The organism is Parathalassolituus penaei, assembly GCF_026626885.1.
Classification (GTDB): domain Bacteria; phylum Pseudomonadota; class Gammaproteobacteria; order Pseudomonadales; family Oceanobacteraceae; genus Oceanobacter; species Oceanobacter penaei.
In genome coordinates this window covers 444,295-459,217 of record NZ_JAPNOA010000056.1, presented here as the reverse complement: position 1 = coordinate 459,217, position 14,923 = coordinate 444,295, and the positions used below count along the sequence as shown (strand labels likewise).

Below are 14,923 nucleotides of genomic sequence, written 5' to 3'. Positions count from 1 at the left end.
ATGGGGACATCGTAACTTCCTTAACCGGAAGCAGGCTTCTTTCAAACTGGAGCGGGAAACGAGATTCGAACTCGCGACCCCGACCTTGGCAAGGTCGTGCTCTACCAACTGAGCTATTCCCGCAATTTTTTTTGATCAGACGTCGTATTGGAGCGGGAAACGAGATTCGAACTCGCGACCCCGACCTTGGCAAGGTCGTGCTCTACCAACTGAGCTATTCCCGCATTTGCGCCACTTTAAAAAGTGGCATCCCCAAGGGGATTCGAACCCCTGTTACCGCCGTGAAAGGGCGGTGTCCTAGGCCTCTAGACGATGGGGACGTCTCGATCAGTGGCGCGCATTTTACTGATTCAGAAATGCCTGTCAACACCTTTACGCTTTATTTTTACAAACCCAAACTCTCAGAAACGCACCAAGAGATCCTTCGCCAACAAGGGCTTACACAATACAGAAGGTCCGCCAGGACCATCCCAGGCTATACAGCATACTGAAGCGGCGTTGACGAACCAGAAAAGGACTCAGCCAGCAGGACAGGCTCGCCATTTCGCTGCGTTCGTCGCCTTGCTCACACTCACTGCAGCACTCGCACACGATTGCAGGGCGAAAAACCGAGAGCTGTGCAGAGTTATTCAGAGAGCCCCTGGAGCATTCCCTGCTCCACTCTCACGCACACGCACATCTGTGCACAATTTGTCAGAGCGAGCGGAATTCTTCCTTCAGCAATTCAGGATATGGGAAAGCAGCAATCAAAGCATCCGAGTTGAAATTCAAATTGACATCAATAGGAACCATATCCTTAAGGCTTTCAAAGTCGAGCTTTTCTATTCCTGCGAGATCCAGTGGAGTTTGAACAGGAAGCCCAACACCCAGAAAGTAGTCCTTGAACTTTGTGCCATCACCATGAACATGCTTTTCCGCATCAGAGATTGTTGCCCATTGCGCAGGCACTCCATATGCGTTTGCTATGATAATTCCATGCAGTGACGTTGACACAATAACCTTGCAACTGCAAATCTCATCAATTAGACGATGAATGTCTTCATCTGTCACACCAAGAATATCGATAAATTTATAATCACCAGAAACTGGGTGTTCCTTATGTTGATAATGAGGAATGTACCCAACATCATAAATCTTATCAACTTTTGGTTGATAGAATAGTGGCAGCAGGAGTGCAGGATCACCATATACCTCAGGGCAGAACCCACCATTTTCCATAACCACCCGGCGCGTCAAAGGGCCACGTACTGCATGAAAAACTGCATTTGGATTAATGCCCTCCGGAGATCTTGAAGTTCCTGATCCCCAGACAACACAATCCTCCTCTGCCCATTTTATAATGCTTCCAATTGCAAGCATTCCTTTTCCTCGCTGACAAAACTTTGGAGGAATCCCGGTAAGACGCTCGACAATATAGGGATTAAGAATATCTCCAATATTTCCCGGATATGGAGTTTTAGCCCACCACATCTGGATACGCTTATCATCTTCAAACTGCTCAGCACGAATATCCATATCAAAATCAACAAGCTTCGATTTGGCCAATCCACGCCAGGCGTCATACTCGCTGCGCATCAACTCTACAAGCACATGGCGTGCTTGCGATTTACGACCAAGCCGACACAAAATATCGAACATAGCCAATCTTGAATCATACTTTCGAGGATAAAGAAAACTGGCTCGAACTGCATATGCAAGAGCCTGCTTGGCATTAATCGACTTTCCAACATCTGCCAGCTTGAGAAGCAGATCAAGATCTCTCACCGTATAACGTGTCATTTTGTTATACAAAAACGTCCGAATAACCGGAGTGGAAACATTACCTAACCACTCGGCAATCAAGCCGCCCAAAAAATCACCCAAACGGGTGTTTTCATGCTGTTCAACTTTACCTTTAAATTCTGCAACGTTACCACTATCCCCAAACACAAATGCGGCAGTATCAGAATTATCTCCACGCAATGATAGAAACTTACGAGGAATTGGCAATGCCGTCACATTTTCACCAAATGCACGCCAAGCCTCCTCAAGAAAATAATCATCAGTAGCAAAAACATCACTGTCAGCTTCAATTCTTGCCATTTCATTGACAAGACCTATCCCGCCTTCAGTATAATTAAAAAACATAAACGACGGCGACCACGTCCGTGCGAACTTGATGGGATTAAAGGTCGTCAAATCGTTAAAACCACGAAGAAATGCTGCAAAATCGCATGAAGCCGAGTTAATGAAGTCAGGGACGTAATTGATGACGCTATCCACATCCACCCACAATACCGGCTTTTTAAGCTGATCAAGCTTCTCCTTATAGAATTTCACCTTCAACCGACAAATCTGAGACCAATCAAAATCCTCTGAAATATCAAGTTCGTCAATTGAATAATCAAGCCCTAATCGTTCACAATTGGCCTTCAGTCTGCTGGCACAATCATGATAGTATTTATCACCAGCATAGAAAGAAATCACTACAGGTTTCAATTACCACCCCTCAGACAAGCTTGAATTCAAAATAAGGCCTCAACAAAGACCGAGCCGAAGATATATAAATCTTCCTCCCGGCTTCTTCGAAAACCTTTTTAGCCAGAATAATATTATGCATTTGCGAGCTAAGGGTCGAATCCTCCAGCTGCACTTCGCTTTCGGAGTAGAACCTCGCCTGATTTTGCGAATATTGCATATCAACCCCAACAAGACAAACCTCATCAAGCCCTAGATAATAGGCAACCTGAAGAGCCATAACTGTAGTACTGTTACCAAAGAAAAATCCTTCCCGGATATCCTTCGAAAACCCTGTTTTTCCCAAGGATTTTATAAAATCAACATTCGCGCCCGGATCAACAACCGAAAGATCCTTGAACTCTGCACGCAAAAAGGTACGAACTCCCGAATTTACTACACTATCAAAGCACATTCTTTTTTTTTCGGACTGCAAAAACCGCACATCAGAGAAACAATAATAATCAAACTTCAAACGTGAATACTGATCTCTTAATAACCATGAAGCATTCATACCTATAACAACAGCGTCGCCGAGATCATTCAACCCAGCCTGCAAAGCAGATGGTCCATTGGCAATAATGACACCTTTTTTTCCTTTGCATATATTCTTCAACTCAACAATATTAGAGTGCTTTGTAAACATCAACGTACCTCAAAACCAATTTCCTCCAATCCATGAAATCACGATAGTAGGAAGCTGTCTCCCGTATATAACCCATCGTCAAATCCATATTATTTGCCAAATTCGAAAGCACATCATACACAGTATCAACATTTGCATTCAAAAACGGAGGTCTACGATCTGCTCCGGATATACGTTGCAACATCCGACAAGAGAAATAATCCGCGGCATTAACAACGACATTTCCTGCCGCCATGCCTTCCAAGCTCACCTGATGATAGGCGCCTGTGACAATCTCATCAATCGACACATGACATTGCGTTCTAATTTCGAATAATTTGCCAGGAGTAACAGGACCTTTCAAAGAAACCATTTCAACAGGACAGTCCCGCACCAGTTGCTCAAAGATTCCTGGAAGCCGGGGATCGCCCTTGCTATTCCAACGTCCACCACGAGCGTGAGTCGGTGTAAACAGAACCTTCAGGACATCACCTTGACGTTCCTCGCATACCGGATCAAACAGAACCAGATTTGGAACAATTTCATACCCCGGATAATGTCGAGGATGATATTGAGCGAGAACCAGATACTTAGAAAACCCAATCCCAAATTCATTAACGCGGGGAGTAAAAACAGGACCTTCCCGTTGAGGGCTATGCACCTGATACACAAAAATTTTTGACGAGTACTCTTTAATAATTAAAGCCGCCTGCTCTGACAGGAAGTTGTGCACATGAACAACATCTGCCCACTCAAGTGCATCCCTCAACAGCATTTCACCTTCAGCAGTTGCTGAATTAATCAGCTCCGCTCCATCTGTGAAAAAACCCTGCAATCCACTTTGCTTTGGATAGTCAGAAAGAAGCAAACACCGAGCATTAACACCAACAGCAGCAAGTGCTTTCACAACTTTCACTGGAGCACCTACTAACGGAGTTGGCGCTATATGCAAAATATTCATATCATTCAACATCAAACATGTACCCATCCAGTAAAAAAAGCCGAACAAAATCAACTCGACACTGTCTGTTATTAAAATCCTCAAACATACTTTTATATCTATAATACACTTGATCAGTCACAAATAAATCATCCAACTCATCAACAAAATATTCTATAAAGCTATCATGCGAAAAACCACTGAACTCAAAATCAGGATTTCGCAAAACCGCCAAACCAGAATAAAAACCAGTATCAAAATCCTCAAGCCCAGGCCTGTATTTCAATCCATTCCAAACAGGGACCAGATATCCACCAGGAGATACAATTGCTTCTTGAACCACCTTGCGTATAACCACATGCAAGAAATCATTTTTGCAATAGTATATTTTTCTGGCCGACACCGCTTCAGGGATATCCCCAATCAAAACATCAAAATGAGGAGAAAGCGCATCGAAGTCGAAGGGTTTGCTACCATCATAAACCCCCGCAACAATAATGTCAGGATCACAACAACGAAGAAATTTAGCTATTTCCGGATTACTGATATTCCATAAAAATATGACTCGAAACGCTCCAAACCGGGACCTGGTCGCAGGAGGGATGGAGCGCAACATTTCGTAGCAATTCCAGTCAAAAGAACAATCGACTTTGCCATACTTCAAGTTCGGATGACGCAAAGGCCAGAAATCTTTAAATCCATCAACTTTCAAAAGAATATCATTCGAGAATTCAAAATCCCCGTCCGACATAAAAAGAACACGCATTGCACGATGTTTAACATCCACTTCGGAAACAAGATACTTCGAATAATTCTCCAAAGAAAAATCTATATCATATTTTATAGATGCCGCAGCAGGAGTATTCTTTACAACTGGCAGCACAACCTTACTTCTATCTTGAGAAACGACAAGCTTACCGGTTCTTTTCCTATAGAAATCAAGAAAAAATTGCCTCGGATTAACAAACAGCTTCCTCAACTTCCTTGAAAAGGATCCTTTTTTCTTAAGAACAGACATTTTTCCTGAAACCTTAAATATATAGTTGATATCAAAATCACCAACCCGACCTGTAGCATTCGGGTCAACATATATGCTATTTTGCAAAAGCGCTCTAACGCCCAAAACATAAGACGCTATAGCAATTTCTGCACATTCTCCGCCATGAGATTTCGAGCTCAATGCACTTTCTACCGCCAATTTCATTGAAGCAAGCTCAAATTTTTTTGCAGTAAAAAGTACTGGCGTAGAGAAATACTCCACTATCCCCAAATGATCCCAGCAGACAACAATGCATCCTTTGGCTAATGCTTCAAGAGCCACCATCGAAAAGGTTTCAAAAACACTTGGGACCACAACAATATGGCAACGCTCATACAATTCAGATTTCGCAAGAGGACCAAGAAACTCCACATTGGGAAAACGCCCTAAATCAGCCTGAGCCTCATCTCCAGAAACCACGTAAAACTTCAGCTCCGGGAATAATCTGGCAAGAGCAAGAAAATAATCAGTTCCCTTAAGCGAGTGCCAGCGCCCAACAAAACCGACCGCAATTTCACGTTCAAATTCAGAAGAAACCAGACTTTCACATAGTGGATTGGCAAAAATCGAGCACGATTCATATTCAAAAAAGCGCCTTGTCATATGATCAGCAACATGAGACGGAGCTGAAATATAACGCGCCTGATGAATGGCGATTTTTTCCAGTAGAAAAGCCTCCTCATCAGGGAGCTTGCCTTCCATCACTTGCCCTATATACTTCGAAAAATGCAATCGAATGTGAACAGGAACTACTGAAAGTACGAGATTTGCGGCACCATATGTTTCTGGTGACTCAACCATAGACACCGGATTTTCTGAGCAATACGTTGCAACTCGTTGACGAAACTGTTCAAGCGATTCATCAGACTCAATTGACAACACATGAGCAGGAATACCAGATTTATTCAGAACAGCAACGGCAGAATTACTGTATCTAGTGATTCCTGAATCAGTCCGATTTACCGGATCAAGCAATAAATACACCGGATCACTCCCCCGCAATCCTGAATCAGACTTCATCGATCCACCACCGTACTGTAGCGTCAGATCGCTAATGCAACAGCAGCAGATACTGCAATCTGGTAAATCACCTGACTGACGTCCTTCGTCAACTGCAAGGCTTTCAAATCTGGCTTGGCCAATACAAAAATTTCATCACCCGGGCCGATCATCTTCTTGCTATCCAGCTTGTCATTGGCCGAGCGGAACATTCCATTGGGTTTCATCACCAAAGTATTCATATCCTCCAGATCGGCATTAGTACCACCGGCTTGTTCAACATATCCTTCAATCGTTTCGCCCTTGGTGTAGGTAATCGCAGTCGGGAACAGTACTTCACCGTGAATCATGACCAGATTACGTTTTGGAGGAATCACAACCTTGTCACCCTGTTTGAGGACAACAGTTGCAGGGTCATATCCATCGGACAACAGCACCTGTCCGCGAGGCTGAACCTGGCGCGCTCGGTCTATCCAACGCAACACCGTGTCCGCCTCTACCTGACGCAATTCTGCAGTATCTTTGGTTCCTGACCGTGCAGTAAGAACACTCTGCTCAAGCGCAGCCAGAGAAGACATCAGCATTTCTTTCTGACGTTCTGCAACTGCCTGGCGAAAAAGCTGTACAGCTTTTTTGTCAGATAACTCGGTAAACACAACCTGATCGAGCAAATCCTTCAGCGTTGCGCCCCATGGCAATACAATTTCGGTACGAGATTCATGTTCACCCGTCACTTCGACACTAATGCTATCGGCACGCAACTGCGACGTCACCTTGATCAGGGTACCTGGCGTTACTACCACCCCATCAATTTCGGTTACAGCATACTGACGAGCACCAACACGAGTGCCATTCGGTTCAACCAGGGTCACATGCGTAGCACGCTCTCCACCAACAACTGCCGCAAGGATTTCTTTCAGTGGTGTATTGGTCTCTTTCAGCTCGTATTTGCCGCTGAAGCTGACCTCCCCTTCGACTGATACATCGCCACGCTTGCGATCAACAAAAATCACATCACCATCCTGCAACTGTATATCTGGCATTTCACCTCGCTCAATAAAAGCGTATAGATCTACACGATACAAAGTCTCACCATGGCGTTTTACTTCTATGTAGCGATAACTACCCAAATCCTCACGAATACCACCAGCCTGATCAATATAGCGCAGGATGCTATCCGCACTTTGTCCCTCATAAAGACCCGGTTTAACAACCAGACCGGACAAAAACACCTTTACTGTCTGACTGGATGCCAAGGTAACGTAAGCTTCAACGTTGGACTTGTACACACGCTCAACCGATTTCAGAACAACTGCGTTCAGATTACGGTTTTCAACACCCAGAACTCGTACCGGGCCAACCTTCGGGATAAATATATTCCCCTGAGCATCCACCACCGCCTGCTGCTGGAAATCAAGACCACCCCACAATTGCACCAGCAAGGTATCTCCCTGGGAAATCCGGTAATTAGGGTTAATTCCGGTAAAAGAAGCGTCCCGAAAACCGCCTTTGAACAACCAGCCACCATATACCCTGGACAAATTACCATCAGTCAGCACTTCAGGTTTGGCATCGGGCACTTCTGGCTGAACATCCAGCGCCTGCGCTTTTCCTATAGATACCACCAACAACAGTGCCAACAACACCCACTTTTGCATAATCACTTTCCGTTAATCCCGGTGTTCACGAACGATGGCTAGAATCAGCTTGCCAACCAGATATATCAACAACAAGGCACTAAACCAGGTCATTATGTTGTACAAACGCCGTGGATATTTGTCTTCCTCTGGCATTGATGGTTTCTGCACAATCAACAAGTGCTTGAGCTTGCGGTAAGCTTCGGAACGCACGGCTTCATGACTGGCCAGTGCTGATTTGTATAGATCCGAGGCCAACGCTGCAGCCATCTGGATTTCCTGAAAATCAGCATTTACCTTGTTCAATGCGTCACTATTGGCAGACGTCAACCGTGAACGTTCCTCACTCAACTGCGCACTTAAAGAACGAATCAGGTTTTTCTGCGTACGAACATCGGCAGCATCTTCTCTCATCACCGCCAGAAGTTCCTTGAGGCGCGCCTCAGCTTTGATGAGATCCGACTGCAACTGGCTGATCGCCCCTAACAAAGTCGAACCTTCCTGCTCAGGACTGTACAGTCGGTTCTGATCCTGGAATGACAACATCCGCTGCTGCTGCTCCTGTAAAACCTGGTGAGCACGATTGACTTCACGAGCAGCATAATCCAGCTGTTCGTGAGCCATTTTGTCACCAATAGAGTTAATGAACTGCTCGCTCAGCTCTAAAACGGTCTTGCCAAGTTTGAGGGCGTACTCACGATCAAATGCCTGCACCTCCACGTACACAACATCCGACATTTCATCGTGGTAAACATGGATATGATCATTATAGTACTTAACAAATTGCTCGGCAGTTGCATCAGCAGGCATACGGCTTAAAGGATCAATGCTGTCTTGCTGATAGTGCTGACGCAAACCTATTTCTTCATCAAGCAACATCGCCATGTCACGCGATTCAATAAAGGTTTTGATAATCAGCGAATCTTTCATAGTCCCGCTAACAGCGCCGAGAGAGGCAAGTCCGGATAATGGCAAATCATTGCTATCTGCCTGTTTAACCACAAACTGGGCCTCACTTACATAGCGAGGAGATGCTATTGCGACAAAATAAAATACAATCAGGAGCGACAAGGCAATAACAATAGCAAAAGACCCCAGCCGTGCAATACGACTCATCACGCGCTTGTGCACGCGTTTTATAACATGAGGTTTTCGCTTGTTTTCCTGAACATTCAACACATCAGAGCCAGCCGATCCGATATCAGACACCGTACAACCTCTTATATTCATTCACAGCATCCGATATATCATCAAAATAACGGATATTTTTATCATAAACAACGAGACCAGCATCGCAAAATTGCCGCAGCTGATCCACAGAATGATTAACCATAATCAGCGTTGATGACGCATATTTTTGTTTCAGAACCTGCTCACTTTTCTTTTTGAATGCAGCATCCCCGACAGCTGTCAGCTCATCAATGAGCAAGACATCAAAATTGAAATCAAAAGCCATTGTAATACCAAAGGTGACTCTCGATCTCATACCGCTGGAATAATTCTTCATTGGTTCATCGAAGTACTTGCCAATTTCCGCAAAATCAGCAACACGCTCTTCTATTTCTCGAGTATCACGATAACCATGAATACGAGCCACGAAACGAGCATTTTCTCTACCACTCATATTACCTTGAACCCCACCCTGGAGCCCCAAAGGCCAAGAAATATTCACATCCGAATAAATCCGACCGGCACTTGGCATATCCGCACCACCAATCATCCGAATAAGAGTGGATTTGCCTGCACCATTAGGACCAAGTATCCCAATACTCTTGTCTGTAGGAATTTCGGCATTAATTTCACGAAAAACATAACTGCGTCCATTTCGTGTAGGATAATATTTGCTAACATTTTCAAATCCGATCATGAAAGAATAAACCTCTCACGATTACGCCAATAAAGCATTAACCCCAACGAGTTTGAAAGAACAACAGCCATAATCAAATACTCCCAGCTACCGGCAGGAGTTGCATAACTACGAAACCAGGCATCACGCATGAGTTCAAGAGCATGGAAAACCGGATTCCATGCGATCAGATGCCAGTATTGCTCAGGAATCATGCTCGCCGCAAAAAACACCCCGGAAAAAAGCATCATAGGAGTCATGAGCACCGAGATAACCTTATTTACCGAATCCCAATATAAAGCAACAGAACAGACAACCAGACCACAACCATTTGCAAGCAAAGCAAGCAGTATACAGGCCAGCAATAATTCAAGAAATCGGTCAGGCAGAACATCTACCCCAAGCCATCCAAGACCAGAAAAAAGAATAAATGCCACCAGTATAAAATGAAAAAACTCCAGCAGAACCCTGGCAATCACCGGATCCAGAGCAACGACTTGTCGATAAGACAACAGCCCCGCATTTGCATCAATAGCTCCAGATACTTGCGTTAATGTCTTGAAGAACATTTTAAACGGCAAAAGACTCACCAACATGAACAAGGCCACGGGCACCCCCGTCAGCGACTTTCGTCCGATGGATGAGAAGATCAGCACCATAACCGCCGCTTGTGCGGCCGGAACTGCCAATGCCCAAAAGTATCCGAGTCGGCCATTGCCGTAGCGAGAACGTAACTCCCTCATTATCAAGGCAAAAATGGTATCGGCCATAATTTGCCAGGAGTTGCGCGTTCTGATCAAAATAAAAATCCTTGTAACTGAAAAACGGTTAATTGGCCCCTTTTGCTGACCATACCGAAAGGGCGGACAAGTATAGGCAGAAAGTATGCCGACTCCAACCTGCCAACCACCTCAATTAGCGGCTTTCCAGTACCAGACATACCGAATTAATGCAGTAACGCAGACCGGTTGGTGCCGGGCCATCATTGAATACATGCCCAAGGTGGGCATCGCAACGAGCACAAGTGACCTCGGTACGAACCATGCCATGACTGGTATCAAGGCGTTCGAGTATTACCCCTGCCAAAGGCTCGAAAAAACTTGGCCATCCACACCCGGATTCGAACTTTGCATCCGACACAAATAATGGCGTACCACAACAGACACAACAGTAAGTCCCAAGTTCACTACAATCCATATACTTTCCCGTCCAAGGACGCTCAGTAGCAGACTTACGCGTTACCTGATAAGTCAAAGGATCAAGCAACGCTTGCCACTCCGCATCTGTTTTGACGATCTTTTCCATAACGCTTTCCTACCTTCATATCAGCTTTCATAAGAGTATCGTTTCAATCAGCACACCTGACCTCTGATCTTGCCCCCACTTTAACGCAAACATTCATATTATCCATTCACAGCCTGCCACAATAGAGCTACTCCGCACAGCTCTGCGAGAGTGCTGCAACCAGCGCTCTTCGAACTTGTGGAATGATTTTGACTCAGTGTCGATTTTTGACGCAGCCCCCAGGATGCAGGCAAGAGGACCATCAAACCGGCTTCGCGATTCATCACCATCCCGACAAGCCAGAGTCGGCAACAGGTTATCCAGAGGATCCTTAACTTCGCTACCCGCAGGCAGTGGAGGACGGATCGCAGAATTTCGTTGCCCGTATACTTAGCGAGTCAGCTCACAATCATCTTTTTTCTTGAGTAAATCCTGCACTTTTCAACACCACATCCTTCAAAAAAGATCGGTACAGAACAGAGGCTGCTGGCTTTTTTGCTCCAGAGCTTTCTCTGTACCTGACAGGTCAGCTCAGTCCTTCGATCATTGCTCAGCCTACATCCCGGTATTCTGCGTGAAGAGGTCTGTCACCATAGAAAGACAATCACTGGTGCTCCAGGGGCACTCTGAATCACTCTGCGCCAGTGCTGCAGCGCGCGTGAGCAAGGCGGCGAACGCAGCGAAATGACTAGCCAACCTGGCCGGGTCCTTTTCAAGTAGGGCCGCGCAGGTTCGTCAACACCTATCATACGCGCTGCAGCCCGCGCCCTTAGGGCTTTCGGGATGGTGATGACTAGGTGTCGCCGGTTTTTGACGTCGCCCCACCTGGATTGATGCAAGAAGGCCATCAAACCGGTTTCGTGATTCCTTGCCATGCCGATAGGCCAGAGTGGGCACCGAGTGATTCGGAGGGTGCCCAACTCATTTTTCACATGTTCTTTTCCTACCTGAGCTTGGACACCGGGTTATTCATAAGATCATCAGTTACTTCCTCTATAAGAAGGTGCCCACTAAACCAGTGGCAAGATCACTATGAGTTATGGTCGCAAGAAATCAACAAATTGCCTTGTCAGTCCAAAGCGGATGTTGAAGTCACACAGCAATCTGTTTAATGCAACCTGCTCCTCGTTATGTTGAATAATAATTGCCCGACAATCGACAGCTAACGCTACACTTGTCTTGCCAGATATTTTACATTGCGTGCTTTGTGGGCTGGCATCCACCTTCCGGAGACTGTCGGGCATTGGCTACGAGCGTTTCAATCAATCGGCTGTTTTTCAGTCTGGTCACTGCCTATATGGCATTACTGGTCGCAGGCCTTCTGGGCTTCCGCTGGTATGTAAGCTATCCGAATGAAATAGCTGGCGTCCTGCGCGAGCAGCAACAGGCGATTGATAGCCTGAATGCGGCAATCACCCTTAGCCAGCAGCAGCTGGCCACCCAAACCCGCGATTATGCTACATGGGACGACACCTGGTTTTACGTACAGGACCGCAATAACACCTACATCGAATCCAACTTTGTCGGAGACACCTTCGACTCTTTAAATCTTATCGGTGCAATGATCATTGATATTGATGCACACAATATCATTTCATGGCACTACGATCGTGAACTCAACAACTTGACTCTGGATACACTCGATACCGACACAGAGATCTCCCTTGCTCGAAGCAAACAGATGCTCACGAAAGATGTAGCTGTATACGACGTCGCACTGCTCAACAAGCAACCAGCCCTGGTGAGCGTCAGTGCGATCACCCGTTCCGATGGCACCAGGGCCGATAAGGGCTGGCTGTTTTTCTGGCGGCCGATTGATCAGTCATTTTTAGATAATTTGAGTCGTATCACCCGACTCGAAATTCACCCGTTATCACACGCTCAACGCAATTTGCAGAATATTGTCAATCCACTTACCAAGATCAAGGAAAGTCATCAGCTCTGTATGCACGACCGTCTTGGACGCCCTGAGGTCTGCATGGATATTCGCTTTCCAAACTATCACCCCCCCGAGTTTATGGGGGTAAGTACCTGGATCATGCTTGGAATTCTGGCAGTGGTACCATCATTATTCTTCTGGCTGATCATGCATCTGCTGATTGCTCCTATACGAAAGGCGACCCTGTTTCTGGAATCCAGCGTGCGCACCCGCAGCATCCGCAATCTGGAAGTGCCAGAGGACGGCCTGCAAATTCGTGAAATCCGGCGCCTGCTGACGGCTTATAACCAGCTTGCCAGCACCGTACTGGAACAGAAGTCAGCATTGCAACAACTGACCCGCACCGACGCCCTAACCGGTATCGCCAATCGCCGAGCCTTTGATCACGCACTGGAACGCGCCTGGTTCCGAATGAACCGTTACCAGCAATCGATGGCACTGATGCTGATCGATATCGACCATTTCAAACGCTTTAATGACAGCGCAGGCCACCCTGCCGGGGACGAAGTATTGAGGCAGGTAGCCGAAGTATTGGCCAACATGGCCCGTCGCACCGATGAAGTGGCTGCCCGTTTTGGCGGAGAGGAATTTGCGCTGATCGTGTATGCCCACAGCACCCTCGAAGTCGAGAGTCTGCGTCGTAACCTGCATGAAGCCATTGCCAACCTGGCAATTCGCCACCCGGACTCACCAACATCCGAATGGATTACCGTCAGCGCCGGTATTGCCTGGATTCGCAACTCAGGGGAATGGCTGAATAAAACCAACCAGGAAGACTGGCTGGCTTATACCGACATGGCCTTGTACAAAGGCAAGGCCAATGGCAGGAACAACAGTGTGCTGACCGTGTTTGATCAGCAACACCCACTGGAACCCGAGGCAACGCGTCAGAACGTTACCTGAATCTCCGCAATCACCGCAGCCGCACGTTCACGAGCGGCATCGGTGGACTCATCACGCGCCAGTGCCACGCCCAGACGACGCTTGCCACGAACTTCCGGCTTGCCGAACAGACGCAACTGGGTATCTGGTAACGCCAGTGCTGCTGGCAGATTTCCAAACTGCATACTGGCTGATTCACCACTCACCAGCAGCACCGCAGAAGCAGACGGGCCAAACTGACGGATCGATGGAATCGGCAGACCCAGAATGGCACGGGCATGCAGGGCAAACTCGGACAGATCCTGGGAAATCAGGGTCACCAGACCTGTATCGTGCGGACGTGGCGATACTTCACTGAAGATAACCTCGTCACCTTTCACAAACAGCTCAACGCCATACAGCCCCCAGCCACCCAGTTCGGCCGTAACAGCGTCGGCGACTTGCTGGGCACGTTGCAGAGCCAGTTCAGACATGATCTGCGGCTGCCAGGATTCCTGATAGTCGCCATCTTCCTGACGATGACCAATCGGTTCACAGAAAGAGGTAACGGTCTGGCCATCGGCACCACGATGGCGAATGGTCAGCAGCGTGATTTCAAAATCGAAATCCACAAAACCTTCAACAATCACCTTGCCCTTGCCTGCACGACCACCTTCCTGAGCGTATTGCCAGGCGGCATCCACCTGATCAGCAGTACGCACCAGAGACTGACCCTTACCAGAAGAACTCATGATTGGCTTCACCACACATGGCAGGCCGATTTCAGCAACCGCAGCATCAAAGTCTTCCTTGCTGGCGGCAAAACGGTAACGGGAGGTTGGCAGCTGAAGCTCTTCCGCCGCCAGACGACGAATACCTTCACGGTTCATGGTCAGCTGGGTCGCGCGAGCGGTCGGCACAATGTTCACGCCTTCGGCTTCCAGTTCAGCCAGCGTCGCCGTTGCAATCGCTTCGATTTCCGGCACCACCAGATGCGGTTGTTCATGTTCAATCACAGCACGCAAGGCAGCTCCATCGAGCATATCGACCACATGGCTGCGATCCGCCACTTGCATGGCAGGTGCATGGGCATAACGATCCACTGCAATCACTTCACAGCCGAGACGCTGCAGTTCGATTACGACTTCCTTGCCGAGCTCCCCAGCTCCACACAGCAAAACACGGGTTGCAACAGGCGAAAACGGTGTACCCAGTACGCCAGAACTGAACATGGCCATATGAAAACTCTTCCGATAA

At 47.0% G+C, this 14,923-nt stretch carries 11 protein-coding genes and 3 tRNA genes; 1 reads left to right on the top strand and 13 read right to left on the bottom strand.

The genetic code is table 11. The features are described from left to right. Window positions 1-47 precede the first annotated feature (47 nt). From OUO13_RS16745 to msrB, 12 genes are all read right to left on the bottom strand, one after another. Window positions 48-123 (bottom strand) — tRNA-Gly (locus OUO13_RS16745). Window positions 124-148: 25 nt separating this feature from the next. Next, window positions 149-224 (bottom strand) — tRNA-Gly (locus tag OUO13_RS16740). A 20-nt stretch (window positions 225-244) separates the two neighbouring features. After that, a tRNA-Glu gene (locus OUO13_RS16735) sits at window positions 245-320 on the bottom strand. Between the two features lie 373 nt (window positions 321-693). Beyond that, complete coding sequence (locus tag OUO13_RS16730) at window positions 694-2,478, bottom strand: polysaccharide pyruvyl transferase family protein (protein ID WP_283175033.1); 1,785 nt, start codon at window positions 2,476-2,478, stop codon at window positions 694-696. Window positions 2,479-2,488: 10 nt separating this feature from the next. Further along, window positions 2,489-3,142 carry a hypothetical protein gene (locus tag OUO13_RS16725; RefSeq protein WP_283175032.1) on the bottom strand — a complete coding sequence of 218 codons (654 nt, stop codon included), beginning with the start codon at window positions 3,140-3,142 and terminating at the stop codon, window positions 2,489-2,491. Beyond that, window positions 3,123-4,094 (bottom strand): hypothetical protein, encoded by a 972-nt coding sequence (locus OUO13_RS16720; RefSeq protein WP_283175031.1) that lies wholly within the window; start codon window positions 4,092-4,094, stop codon window positions 3,123-3,125. Before OUO13_RS16720 ends, OUO13_RS16725 begins: the two co-directional genes overlap by 20 nt. Then, a complete protein-coding gene (locus OUO13_RS16715) occupies window positions 4,084-6,120 on the bottom strand; it encodes a glycosyltransferase family 4 protein (protein WP_283175030.1) in 2,037 nt (678 codons plus the stop codon). Before OUO13_RS16715 ends, OUO13_RS16720 begins: the two co-directional genes overlap by 11 nt. Before the next feature lie 23 nt (window positions 6,121-6,143). Continuing rightward, window positions 6,144-7,757 (bottom strand): polysaccharide biosynthesis/export family protein, encoded by a 1,614-nt coding sequence (locus tag OUO13_RS16710; RefSeq protein WP_283175029.1) that lies wholly within the window; start codon window positions 7,755-7,757, stop codon window positions 6,144-6,146. A gap of 12 nt (window positions 7,758-7,769) precedes the next feature. Continuing rightward, entirely contained in the window at window positions 7,770-8,945 is a 1,176-nt protein-coding gene (locus tag OUO13_RS16705) for a KpsE/RkpR family capsule polysaccharide export protein (protein WP_283175028.1), read from the bottom strand. Continuing rightward, window positions 8,938-9,603, bottom strand: coding sequence for an ABC transporter ATP-binding protein (locus OUO13_RS16700; protein WP_283175027.1), 666 nt, complete (start codon window positions 9,601-9,603; stop codon window positions 8,938-8,940). The genes OUO13_RS16705 and OUO13_RS16700 overlap by 8 nt, the downstream gene beginning before the upstream one ends. Then, window positions 9,600-10,352, bottom strand: a complete 753-nt coding sequence (locus OUO13_RS16695; protein WP_283175026.1) for an ABC transporter permease — start codon at window positions 10,350-10,352, stop codon at window positions 9,600-9,602. Before OUO13_RS16695 ends, OUO13_RS16700 begins: the two co-directional genes overlap by 4 nt. 145 nt (window positions 10,353-10,497) lie before the next feature. After that, complete coding sequence (gene msrB / locus OUO13_RS16690) at window positions 10,498-10,887, bottom strand: peptide-methionine (R)-S-oxide reductase MsrB (protein WP_283175025.1); 390 nt, start codon at window positions 10,885-10,887, stop codon at window positions 10,498-10,500. Window positions 10,888-12,109: 1,222 nt separating this feature from the next. Here msrB and OUO13_RS16685 point away from each other — a divergent pair. Continuing rightward, entirely contained in the window at window positions 12,110-13,708 is a 1,599-nt protein-coding gene (locus OUO13_RS16685) for a sensor domain-containing diguanylate cyclase (RefSeq protein ID WP_283175024.1), read from the top strand. On the opposite strand, the gene purT is transcribed toward OUO13_RS16685, so the two are convergent. Beyond that, window positions 13,693-14,904 carry a formate-dependent phosphoribosylglycinamide formyltransferase gene (gene purT, locus OUO13_RS16680; protein WP_428982356.1) on the bottom strand — a complete coding sequence of 404 codons (1,212 nt, stop codon included), beginning with the start codon at window positions 14,902-14,904 and terminating at the stop codon, window positions 13,693-13,695. The genes OUO13_RS16685 and purT overlap by 16 nt on opposite strands. Window positions 14,905-14,923: the final 19 nt, after the last annotated feature.

What these genes read in the sequence shown, in the direction of transcription:
- OUO13_RS16725 (WP_283175032.1), bottom strand. Translation starts at nt 3,142, where the DNA reads ATGTTTACAAAGCACTCTAATATTGTTGAGTTGAAGAATATATGCAAA.
- OUO13_RS16720 (WP_283175031.1), bottom strand. Translation starts at nt 4,094, where the DNA reads ATGTTGAATGATATGAATATTTTGCATATAGCGCCAACTCCGTTAGTA.
- OUO13_RS16715 (WP_283175030.1), bottom strand. Translation starts at nt 6,120, where the DNA reads ATGAAGTCTGATTCAGGATTGCGGGGGAGTGATCCGGTGTATTTATTG.
- OUO13_RS16710 (WP_283175029.1), bottom strand. Translation starts at nt 7,757, where the DNA reads ATGCAAAAGTGGGTGTTGTTGGCACTGTTGTTGGTGGTATCTATAGGA.
- OUO13_RS16700 (WP_283175027.1), bottom strand. Translation starts at nt 9,603, where the DNA reads ATGATCGGATTTGAAAATGTTAGCAAATATTATCCTACACGAAATGGA.
- OUO13_RS16695 (WP_283175026.1), bottom strand. Translation starts at nt 10,352, where the DNA reads ATGGCCGATACCATTTTTGCCTTGATAATGAGGGAGTTACGTTCTCGC.
- msrB (WP_283175025.1), bottom strand. Translation starts at nt 10,887, where the DNA reads ATGGAAAAGATCGTCAAAACAGATGCGGAGTGGCAAGCGTTGCTTGAT.
- purT (WP_428982356.1), bottom strand. Translation starts at nt 14,904, where the DNA reads ATGGCCATGTTCAGTTCTGGCGTACTGGGTACACCGTTTTCGCCTGTT.